This window comes from Pseudomonas sp. AP42, assembly GCF_001728935.1.
GTDB lineage: Bacteria > Pseudomonadota > Gammaproteobacteria > Pseudomonadales > Pseudomonadaceae > Aquipseudomonas > Aquipseudomonas lactis.
Window position 1 is genome coordinate 1 of the sequence record NZ_LYSO01000165.1, and the last position, 10,036, is coordinate 10,036.

A 10,036-nucleotide genomic window follows, 5' to 3' on the forward strand; every position below is an offset into this window, starting at 1 on the left:
CGGGGCGCTTGAGATCAAGATCAAAAGCAGATCAAGAGCGGCTCGCTTCGCATCGTGGTTACCGTCTGCTGCTACAGCCTACAAAGTTATGTAGATATCTATGCTCATCGCAGGCAAGCCACCTCCCACAGGATGTGAACCCATTCCCCTGTGGGAGCTGGCTTGCCTGCGATGAGGCCCTTGCTACTGCAACCCGTCGCGAAACTGCCCCGGCGTCATCCCTGTCCAGCGCTTGAACGCACGATTGAAACTGCTGGTGTCGGCAAACCCCAGCAAGTGGCTGATCTCGGCCAATGAGCAGTGCGGGTCGCGCAGGTGCAATAACGCCAGGTTTTGCCTGCACTCGTTCAGCAAGGCGTCAAACCGACACCCTTCATCGGCCAGGTGTCTTTGCAGGCTGCGCAAGCTCAAGTGCAGCGCTTGGGCGATGCGTTCGGCGCTTGGCTCGCCGTCTGGCAATTGCGCCTCGATGGCGGCGCGTACCTTGCGTTCCCAGGTCAGCGGTTGCAGTTGGGCGAGGGTGCGCTTGAGCACGGTTTCGTTGTGTTCGGCCAGCTCCGGGTTGGCGTCGTCCAGGTGGCTGTCGAAGTCGTTGGCGGCGAATTCCAGGCGGTCTTCGTCGGCGGCAAAGAATACTGGCGAGCGAAATACCGTGTGCCACGGCTTGGGGTCGGTGGGTTCCGGGCGCCGCAGGTAAACGGCCAATGGCGCATAGTCGCGCCCCAGGCGGTTGCGGCAGGTGCGTACGTAGATCGCCGCAAAGGCATCGATCGCTTCCGGCGCAGGCGCGGGGCTACCTGGGGGTTGGAGCAGGCGAAAACGGTAGATGTCGCCGTGGCGGCTCAGCTCCAAGTCCAAGGCATCACTGACCACCTGGTGATAGCGCACGATGCGCTCGAATACCTCGCGCAAGCTGCCGCTGGCCACCAATGCGTAACCCAGCGCATGAAAGGTGGTGGGGCTGACAAACCGCGACACCCGCAGCCCAATCGCCGGGTCGCCACTGGCCTGTACCGCCAGCGCCCATAAGCGCGTGGTGGCCGACAACCGGTAGCGGGCGTTGGGGTCGTCCATCTGCTGCGGGTCGAGCCCGGCCTCGGCGCACAGCGCGGCGCTGTCGAGGCCCAGGGCGTCGAGCTGCTTGCGCAGGGCGCGGGTCCAGCTGGCGAGGGACGTGGGTTCGGTCATGGCAATTGGCGCTTGTGGTCAACAGATTGGCGTGCGTGGCTAGCGTCCTGCGCTAGGGTTAGGTGCAGGATTCAGGCATCACTTCACAAGAGAATGGAAGCATGGACGGTACTTCTGCAAGCCCCCAGTCGTTGAACGCACAACAGCGTTCAGCGCACATCCGCGAGGTCGTGATGGCCGAAGGCGTGCGCCTGCGCCAGCGGCACCCCTGGTTGTTGCATCAGGATGCGCTGGGCGCGGGCATCCTGGCCTTTGCCCTGCTGGGCATGCTCGGCTCGGCGGCGCTCTATATCAGCGGTCATATGGCCTGGTGGGTGTGTCTGCTGCTCAATGCTTTCTTCGCCTCGCTCACCCACGAGCTGGAACACGACCTGATCCACAGCATGTACTTTCGTAAACAGCGCGTGCCCCACAATGTGATGATGGGCCTGGTGTGGCTGGCGCGCCCGAGCACCATCAACCCGTGGATACGTAGGCATCTGCACCTCAACCATCACAAGGTTTCGGGCACCGAGGCCGATATGGAAGAGCGCGCGATCACCAACGGCGAACCCTGGGGTATCGCGCGGTTGTTGATGGTGGGGGACAACATGATGTCGGCCTTGATCCGCCTGTTGCGCGCCAAGACCTGGCCGCACAGGGTCAGCATCCTCAAGCGCGTGCTGCTGGTGTACGCACCGCTGGCCTTGCTGCATTGGGGCGCGTGGTACGTCTTCCTGGGCTTTCATGCCGCCAATGGGATTGCCAACCTGGTGGGCGCGCCCATTCAATGGTCAGCCGATACCTTGCAGGTGATGCAGGTGATCGATATCGCTGCGGTGGTGATCATCGGCCCGAATGTGTTGCGCACCTTCTGCCTGCACTTTGTCAGCTCCAACATGCACTACTACGGCGATGTGGAGCTGGGCAATGTGATCCAGCAAACCCAAGTGCTGAACCCCTGGTGGCTGTGGCCGTTGCAGGCGTTCTGCTTCAACTTCGGCAGCACCCATGGCATCCATCACTTTGTGGTGAAAGAGCCGTTCTACATCCGCCAGATGACCACCAAGGTGGCGCATAAGGTCATGGCCGAGATGGGTGTGCGCTTCAATGATTTTGGCACCTTTGCCCGCGCCAACCGCTTCGAACGACGTGAGCAGGCACACAGCGATTTAGCTCACCTCAGCAGGCAATAAACGCCAGGGGCAAATCGCGAATCTGTTCGCGTACGGGCGGTTGGTAGTGGTCATCGCTGATCAGTTCGTGCAGCAGTTCTTCGCGCAGCTGGTGGAATTCAAAGCTGCCGCGCTGGCGTGGATGGGGCAGGGCGATGTCGACTATTTGCTTGATGCGCCCGGGCCTGGGCTCCATCACCACCACACGGTCGGCGAGGAAAATCGCCTCTTCCACATCATGGGTCACTAGCACTGTGGTGATCCTGGCGCGGGCGCGAATTGCCAACAGCTCATCCTGCATCTGCTGGCGGGTCAGCGCGTCGAGGGCGCCGAAGGGTTCGTCCAGCAACAGGATGCGCGGGCTGGCCACCAGGCCGCGGGCAATCGCCACCCGTTGCGCCATTCCGCCGGAGAGTTGGTGCGGGTAGGCGCGGGTGAAGTCGGTGAGGCCCACCAGCTCGATAAAATCGTTGATGCGCCGCGTGCGCTCGGCCTCGCTCAGCGGCTCGTTGACCAAGCCCAGGCCGATGTTTTGCGCCACGGTCAGCCACGGAAACAGACGGTGCTCCTGGAACACAATGCCGCGTTCGCCGCCGATGCCGCTGACGGCGTTGCCATCCACCCGGATCTCGCCGCGATACTGCGTATCGAGCCCCACCAGCAGGCGCAGCAGGGTGGACTTGCCGCAACCGCTGGCGCCGACAATCGCGACGAATTCCCCTTCGGCCACCTCCAGGTTGAATTCACGGATGGCTTCCAGTTCGAAGCCATCGACGTCGAAGGACTTGCCCACATGGTTGAAGCTGACAATCGGTGCGTTCATGCGTGTCTCCAGCGAGTGGCGCGGGTTTCGAGGCGTTGGCCGAGCAGGTTGAGGGTAGCGCCGGTGAGGCCGACCAGCAGCATGCCGCTCATGATCAGGTCCATGCGCAGCAGCTGTTGGGCACCGATCATCAGGCTGCCGATGCCGCCATTGGAGGGCATGAAATATTCGGCGCCGAGGGTGCCCATCCACGCGTAGATCAGGCTCAGGCGCAGGCCGGCGAAAATCCCCGACGCGGCGCCCGGCAGCACCAAGCGGCGCAGGCGTTGCCAGAGGTTCAGGCGCAGCACCTGCGCGGCTTCGCGCAGCTGGGGCGACAGGTTGAGCACGCTGCGCTGGGTGGCGATAAACAACGGGAAGAAGGCGGCGAGGGCGATAAACACCCACTTGGCCAACTCACCCAGGCCGAACCAGGCGGTCAGCAGCGGCACCCAGGCAAAAATCGCAATCTGGCGCAGCGCGGACAAGGTTGGGCCGAACAGTCGCTCACTGCGCCGCGACAACCCCAGCCATAAGCCCAAGGCAAAGCCCAGGCTGCCGCCGAGCAGCAAGCCGCCCACGGCTCGGCCCAGGCTTTTGCCTAGGGCGGTGGTGAGGCTGCCATCCAGCGCGCCGGCCAGGGTGGTTTGCAGCACGGTCCAGGGGCTGACCAGAATGTTCGGGTCTACCCAGCCCTGTTGCGTCGCTGCCTGCCACAGCGCCAACAACAGCAAGGGTAACAACCAGGGCTGCAGGCGTTGCCAGCCTTCATAGCGTGGCCCACGGCGGATCTGCGCGGTGGCGGGGTGCGGCCAGTGCACCCACTTGCGATCCAGCCAGCCGATGCCGCGGTCCATCACCACACCCAGCACGCCAATGACCACGATGCACACGAAGACGATATCGAGCATGAACAACTGGCGTGCCCACACCATCAGGTAGCCGATGCCTTCACTGGAGGCCAGCAACTCCACGGCCAGCAGGGAGGTCCAGCCGGCCCCCAGAGCCAGGCGCACGCCAGCCATGAACGCCGGCAGTGCGGCGGGCAGGACCAGGCGGCGGATCAGCAAGTGGCCAGGCAGGCGCAGCACCCGCGCGGCTTCGCGCAGGTTGGGCTGGGCGTCGCGAACGCCCACCAGGGTATGCAGGGTCACGGGCACCACGATGGCCTTGACCAGCACTACCAGTTTGAGGGTTTCGCCAATGCCGAAAAACACCATGAACAGCGGGATCCAGGCCAGGGTCGGCACTTGCGCCAGGGCGCTGAAGGTCGGGAATACCAAGCGCTCGGCGCGCGCACTGAAGCCCAGGAACGCACCCAGTATCGCGCCGGCACTGATGCCGGCCAGCAGGCCCCAGAACAAGCGCTGCAAGCTGATCGCCAGATGGCTCCATAACTCGCCACCGGCCAACTCCACCGCGCTGCTCCACACCAGGGTGGGGGTAGGCAGAATCTGCTCGCTCATCCAATGATTGCGGCTGGCCAGCCACCATAAGGCAAACAGCGTGAGCGGCAGCAGCCACGGCAATAACCGCTGGCCCAGCTGCGGCCAGCGCGGCGCGACGCCTTTGGACGGGGCCGCCAGCGGCAGGCTCAGAAGTGAAATCCGGGCCATGGAAGACCTCCGAATGCGTTATGTGATTTCGATCTTACAAAAGCGGGATCAAGATGATTGCGAGATAAGAAAAGTCATTTAAAGCCTCAGGCCGCTACGCATCCAATGCATTCGAAGAATATTTTCGATGCTGTTTGTGCATATCCTTCTGGAGGCTGCGTGCTAGCTCGCATAGTCCTAAAAGCTATTAAATTGTGAATTTATAGTATTTAAAGTTTTGTTCAGCTTGTGCCTACTTTTTGCTCCCCAGGCGACCGTCGCCCAACAGGAGCTGCGCTTATGAAACTGCCCTTTAAACGTCTGATCAGCCTGTTCGCCGGCACCGCCCTGGCCGGGTTGGTGCATGCCGCCGACCTCAAGGAAATCCGCATCGCCGTGCCCGACCTCAGTGCCGGCAGCCAACACAGTGGCGGTGGCATCACCGACGTGTTGCGTGAACAGCAGATCTTCGAAAAAGCCTTTGCCGACCAAGGCATCAAGATCCAGTGGAATTACTTCAAGGGCGCTGGCCCTGTGATCAACGAGGCCTTCGCCAACGGCCAGGTGGACCTGGCTTATCTGGGCGACCTGGCGGCGATCATCGGCCGCTCCAATGGCCTGGATACGCGGCTGCTCAGCGCCTCCGCACGGGGAGTGAAACACTACCTCGGCGTGGTGCCGGGCTCCGGCATCAAGACCTTGCAAGACCTCAAGGGCAAGCGCGTGGCGGTGTTCCGTGGCACGGCCAGCCAGTTGTCGTTCGACAGCGCATTGGCCAGCCAGGGCTTGAGCGAGAAGGACCTGAAGGTGATCAACCTGGACTTCAACGCGGCCGCTGCCGCCCTGGCCGCCAAGCAGATTGATGCCACCTGGGGCGGTTCCACCCTGACGGCGTTGCAGGCCAAAGGCTTGGCAGAGATACCGTTGACCACCAAGGACCTGGGCGATGCCGGCAGCATCCAGGCCGTGCTGGTGGGCAGCGCCAAATTTGTCGATGAACACCCAGACGCCGTGGCCACGTTGCTCAAGGCTCAGCAGCAAGCGGTGCAGTGGTTGACCGATGACAACAACAAACAGGCCTACATCGCGCTGGTGTCCGGGCTGGCCAGTTACCCGCCGGTGATCCTCACCAATGATTTAAAGGACCAGAAACTCAGCGAAGTTTTCCCCTCCACGCTGGACCCGGTGTTCCTTGGCAAATTGCAGGATGCGGTGGACTTGGCGTCCAAGGAGAAGTTGATTCGCAAGTCGTTTCAGGTGAGTGATTGGGTGGCGCCGGGGCTGGTGGCGGCGGGGCTCTGATTTTGTTGTTGCCTGTACTGCCGTCTTCGCGAGCAAGCCCGCTCCCACATTTGGAATGCATTCCAACCTGTGGGAGCGGGCTTGCTCGCGAAGGGGCCCGTCAAACCGCCACACTCACCGGCTGACTATCCACCTCCACCAACATCTCAATCATCGCCTTCGCCGCCGGCGACAACCGCGACCCGGTGCGGCTGACAATCCCGCAGCGCGCACTCATTGTCTCCATGTGCTGCGGCAAGTTACGCCAGTGCAGCAGCACCAAGGCCCCCTTGGCAATGTCCTCGGCAAAGGCCTCTTCAGTGCCGACGCCGATGGCATTGGTTTGCAGCACGATGCTCACCAGCGCCGGGAAGTGCTCGGTCTGGATACTCGGTGAAAAATCCATGCGCCCACTCAGGTTCGCCAACAGCTTGCGAATGCCCTGGGAGATGAGCGGCGCCGCCAGCGGGTAGTCGAACATGTCGTTGGTGGACAGGCTGTCCTTGGCCAACAACGGGTGCCCAGGACGGCAGAAAAACACCCCGCGTTTGGGGGTGAGTGCGCGGGTCTGGAAATTCGGGTCGGCCTCGAACTGACGGATGTCAGCGATGAAGAATTCGATCTCTTCACGGCTCAGGCGGCGGCTGAGGGTTTCCCAGTTATCCACCTGAAACGTGGTGCGGATTTTCGGGTGCGCGTTGATAAACCGTGCCACTGCATTCGGCACCAGTTTCACCGCTGGCGCCGGGCCGCAGCCGAAGCGCAGGTCGCCGGCGTCGAGCTTGGTCATGCGCGTCACTTCACTGCTCAGCAGCGCTGCGCCATGCACCAGGCTCAGGGCGTGCTGCAACACCACCTGGCCTTCCGGCGTGGGGCGCAAGTCCTTGTGGCCACGGTCTACGAGCACGCAACCGAACTCCTGTTCCAGCCCCTGGATGCTGCGGCTGAACGCCGGTTGGGTGATGCCCATGGCGTCCGCAGCGCGCACGAAACTGCGGTGTTCGTTGAGGGCGATGAAGTAGCGCAGTTGGCGAAGATCCATATGCTTTCCCGGCATTTTAAAAATAGGTCGAAGGCATTTGCGACCGAGCAAGCTGAGGTTTTAAATGCAAGCTCTTATTCCGTCAACGAAGCATTCATTCATTTGCTAGACCTAAATCGCATATGAATAGAGCGTTGCTGGAAGCGTCCCCCCACCGTTTCGCAGGCACATGAGGGTCATCACAATGAGCAACGCCGCATTAGCCGTTCAACCCATCGCCCACGCACTCGATATTCACCCGGTAGCCGGGCGGATCGGCGCCGAAATCCGTGGCATCAAACTGTCCGGTGAGCTGGATGCCGCCACCGTCGAGGCCATCCAGCAGGCGCTGGTGCAGTACAAGGTGATTTTCTTTCGCGAACAAACCCATCTCGATGACCAGAGCCAGGAAGCCTTTGCTCACCTGCTCGGCGAGCCGATCGCCCACCCAACGGTGCCGGTGCGAGACGGCACGCGATTCCTGATGGAGTTGGATGGCACCCGTGGCCAGCGCGCCAATTCCTGGCACACCGACGTGACCTTCGTCGATGCGTACCCAAAGGCCTCGATCCTGCGTTCGGTGCTGGCGCCTGCTTCCGGCGGCGACACCGTATGGGCCAACACCGCCGCTGCCTACAACGACCTCAGCGTGGAGCTGCGAGCATTGGCTGACCACCTCTGGGCGGTGCACAGCAACGAATACGACTATGCCGCCCGCAAGCCGGACGTGGCGGTGGAGAAGCTTGAGGAGTACCGCAAAGTGTTCACCTCCACGGTGTACGAAACCGAACACCCGGTGGTGCGCGTGCACCCGGTCAGCGGTGAGAAAACCCTGTTGTTGGGGCACTTCGTCAAACGCCTGAAAGGCTACTCTCAGGCAGAGTCGGCGCAGTTGTTCAACCTGCTGCAAGGCCACGTCACCCGCCTGGAAAACACCGTGCGGTGGCGCTGGAACACCGGTGACGTGGCGATCTGGGATAACCGCGCCACCCAGCATTACGCGGTGGACGACTACGGCACCCAGGAGCGCATCGTGCGCCGGGTTACGCTCAAGGGCGATGTGCCGGTGGGGGTGCAGGGGCAATCAAGCAAAACCACTAAAGGTCTTTAAGCCGGGTGAGGGTTAAAAGTGTGGGAGCGGGCTTGCTCGCGAATGCGCAGTGTCAGTCGACGTATTCATCAACTGACCGATTGCATTCGCGAGCAAGCCCGCTCCCACATTTGGGTTGTGGTGTTTACCAGACTCCGATTTTCACCACTTTCTCTGCCTCTGGCTCACCATAACGAAACCACTGCCCACGCAGTTCAACTTCCGTGTGGCTGATGGTTGTGCGCCGCTTCAACCCACGCAGCCAGTCGAACAGATAACCCAGGTGCGTCTCGCGCACCTCGGCATAGGCAGGATCGCTGCCCAGGTCGTGCAGTTCCTGCGGGTCGTTTTCCAGGTCGAACAGTTGCGGGCGAAAGCCGTCATACGCCAGGTACTTCCAACGCTCGCTGCGCACCATGGTCATGCGGCAACGGTCGATGGGTTGCTCCAGGCGCTCGCGAGCGGGAGCCTGGAAGGCGTAGTCGTATTCGGCAATGGCGTAGCGGCGCCAGGTGGGTTGCGCGCCCTGCAGCAATGGAATCAGTGAGCGACCTTCCAGGCGATGGTCGGCGGCGGGCAAGCCCAAGGCGTCGAGGAAGGTGGGCAGGGCATCGATGGTTTCCACCAGGCGCTCGTCCACGGTGCCGCGGCTGATATCGGCGCTTGCACGCGGGTCGCGTACGATCAACGGAATACCCACCGCAGGCTCCAGCAAGAATTCTTTTTCACCGAGGAAATGATCGCCGAGGAAGTCGCCGTGGTCGCTGGTAAACACGATCAGCGTGTCGTCCCAGCGGCCAGTGCCTTGCAGAAAATCAAACAGCCGCCCGAGTTGATCATCGATCTGTTTGATCAGCCCCATGTAGGTGGGCACCACCGTGAGGCGCACCTCGTCACGGGAAAAGTTCACGCTCTCCTGGTGTTGGCGGAATGCCTGGTACACCGGATGGTCGCTGGTGTGTTCCGGTTGAATCGGCGCCTGCACATGCTCGGCGCCGTACAGCGCGTGATAAGGCGCCGGCGCGATGTAGGGCCAGTGCGGCTTGATATACGACAGGTGCAGGCACCAGGGCTGTTCACCTTGTTCTTCGATAAAATCGATGGCGCGGTCGGTGGTGTAGACGGTCTCCGAATGTTCTTCGGCCACCCGTGCGGGTTTGCCGGCGTTGCGCATATGCCAGCCGCTGAGCACTTCGCCGTTCTCACCTTCGGCGGCGTTGGCCCATTCGTGCCAAGGGTTGCTGCCGTGGTAGCCGTGATCACGCAAGTATTGGGTGTAGGGCGCGGATTCGCGCTTATCCTCGAACAGCGGGCTGTCGGGATAGATGCCGTCGTGACGCAGGTACGCGTCGAAACCGACCTCATTGAGCGGCTCGGCCTGGGCACTGTCGGGGTCTATCTGCAGGCGCTGCAAGGCCTCAATATTTGGCGTGGCGTGGGTCTTGCCCACCAGGGCGGTGCGGATGCCGTGGGGGCGCAGGTAGTCGCCGATCGTCAGCTCTTCGAGCGGCAGTGGCACTGCATTCCAGGCCACCTGATGGCTGCTGACATAGCGACCGGTGTAGGCCGACATGCGCGATGGGCCGCAAATCGTGCCCTGGGTGTAGGCACGGCTGAAACGCACACCGGCGGCGGCCAGGCGGTCGATATTCGGCGTGTGCAGATGGGCATGGCCGTAGCAGGACAGGTAGTCGCGGCGCAGTTGGTCGCACATGATGTAGAGCACGTTGCGCACGGGTTTTGGTTCAGACATGGGGGTTTACCGGACGGAGGACAGAAGCGTTTTTTCGCCGTTCGCAGGGGGGGCTGGCAAGTGCATTTAAGGTCTGGATTTTATGCAGGGAATGCATGGGTGTGGCGGCTGGCGTCATCGCAGGCCAGCCAGCCTGACACTCCGCGATCCAA

General features: G+C 62.0%; 8 protein-coding genes. 3 read left to right on the forward strand and 5 right to left on the reverse strand.

Features of this window, described 5'->3' with window-relative positions; translation table 11 throughout:
• Positions 1 to 183: 183 nt before the first annotated feature.
• Complete coding sequence (locus A7K61_RS29220) at positions 184 to 1,188, reverse strand: AraC family transcriptional regulator (protein WP_069558905.1); 1,005 nt, start codon at positions 1,186 to 1,188, stop codon at positions 184 to 186.
• A gap of 101 nt (positions 1,189 to 1,289) precedes the next feature.
• Here A7K61_RS29220 and A7K61_RS29225 point away from each other — a divergent pair, with 101 nt between their 5' ends.
• Positions 1,290 to 2,363: a fatty acid desaturase gene (locus tag A7K61_RS29225; protein ID WP_069558906.1), complete on the forward strand. Its 1,074-nt coding sequence runs from the start codon at positions 1,290 to 1,292 to the stop codon at positions 2,361 to 2,363.
• Here the strand turns inward: A7K61_RS29225 and A7K61_RS29230 are convergent.
• Together A7K61_RS29230 and A7K61_RS29235 are read right to left on the reverse strand one after the other, a co-directional pair.
• The gene (locus tag A7K61_RS29230) at positions 2,350 to 3,165 is read right to left on the reverse strand and encodes an ABC transporter ATP-binding protein (RefSeq protein ID WP_069558907.1); all 816 of its coding nucleotides are present in this window, start codon (positions 3,163 to 3,165) and stop codon (positions 2,350 to 2,352) included. The two genes, A7K61_RS29225 and A7K61_RS29230, sit on opposite strands and share 14 nt — an antisense overlap.
• Positions 3,162 to 4,760, reverse strand: coding sequence for an ABC transporter permease (locus A7K61_RS29235; protein WP_069558908.1), 1,599 nt, complete (start codon positions 4,758 to 4,760; stop codon positions 3,162 to 3,164). Before A7K61_RS29235 ends, A7K61_RS29230 begins: the two co-directional genes overlap by 4 nt.
• 279 nt (positions 4,761 to 5,039) lie before the next feature.
• On the opposite strand from A7K61_RS29235, the gene A7K61_RS29240 reads away from it, so the two are divergent.
• Positions 5,040 to 6,041 (forward strand): ABC transporter substrate-binding protein, encoded by a 1,002-nt coding sequence (locus tag A7K61_RS29240; RefSeq protein WP_044272457.1) that lies wholly within the window; start codon positions 5,040 to 5,042, stop codon positions 6,039 to 6,041.
• A gap of 100 nt (positions 6,042 to 6,141) precedes the next feature.
• Here A7K61_RS29240 and A7K61_RS29245 read toward each other — a convergent pair whose 3' ends face one another.
• Positions 6,142 to 7,062 carry a LysR family transcriptional regulator gene (locus A7K61_RS29245; RefSeq protein ID WP_069558909.1) on the reverse strand — a complete coding sequence of 307 codons (921 nt, stop codon included), beginning with the start codon at positions 7,060 to 7,062 and terminating at the stop codon, positions 6,142 to 6,144.
• A 184-nt stretch (positions 7,063 to 7,246) separates the two neighbouring features.
• Here A7K61_RS29245 and A7K61_RS29250 point away from each other — a divergent pair, with 184 nt between their 5' ends.
• Positions 7,247 to 8,152, forward strand: a complete 906-nt coding sequence (locus tag A7K61_RS29250; RefSeq protein ID WP_003187589.1) for a TauD/TfdA family dioxygenase — start codon at positions 7,247 to 7,249, stop codon at positions 8,150 to 8,152.
• Positions 8,153 to 8,276: 124 nt separating this feature from the next.
• On the opposite strand, the gene A7K61_RS29255 is transcribed toward A7K61_RS29250, so the two are convergent.
• Complete coding sequence (locus A7K61_RS29255; RefSeq protein WP_069558910.1) at positions 8,277 to 9,884, reverse strand: alkaline phosphatase family protein; 1,608 nt, start codon at positions 9,882 to 9,884, stop codon at positions 8,277 to 8,279.
• Positions 9,885 to 10,036: the final 152 nt, after the last annotated feature.

Bases quoted from the DNA above. Each gene is read 5' to 3' on its own strand.
- A7K61_RS29230 (WP_069558907.1), bottom strand. From the start codon at position 3,165: ATGAACGCACCGATTGTCAGCTTCAACCATGTGGGCAAGTCCTTCGAC.
- A7K61_RS29255 (WP_069558910.1), bottom strand. From the start codon at position 9,884: ATGTCTGAACCAAAACCCGTGCGCAACGTGCTCTACATCATGTGCGAC.
- A7K61_RS29220 (WP_069558905.1), bottom strand. From the start codon at position 1,188: ATGACCGAACCCACGTCCCTCGCCAGCTGGACCCGCGCCCTGCGCAAG.
- A7K61_RS29235 (WP_069558908.1), bottom strand. From the start codon at position 4,760: ATGGCCCGGATTTCACTTCTGAGCCTGCCGCTGGCGGCCCCGTCCAAA.
- A7K61_RS29250 (WP_003187589.1), top strand. From the start codon at position 7,247: ATGAGCAACGCCGCATTAGCCGTTCAACCCATCGCCCACGCACTCGAT.
- A7K61_RS29240 (WP_044272457.1), top strand. From the start codon at position 5,040: ATGAAACTGCCCTTTAAACGTCTGATCAGCCTGTTCGCCGGCACCGCC.
- A7K61_RS29245 (WP_069558909.1), bottom strand. From the start codon at position 7,062: ATGGATCTTCGCCAACTGCGCTACTTCATCGCCCTCAACGAACACCGC.
- A7K61_RS29225 (WP_069558906.1), top strand. From the start codon at position 1,290: ATGGACGGTACTTCTGCAAGCCCCCAGTCGTTGAACGCACAACAGCGT.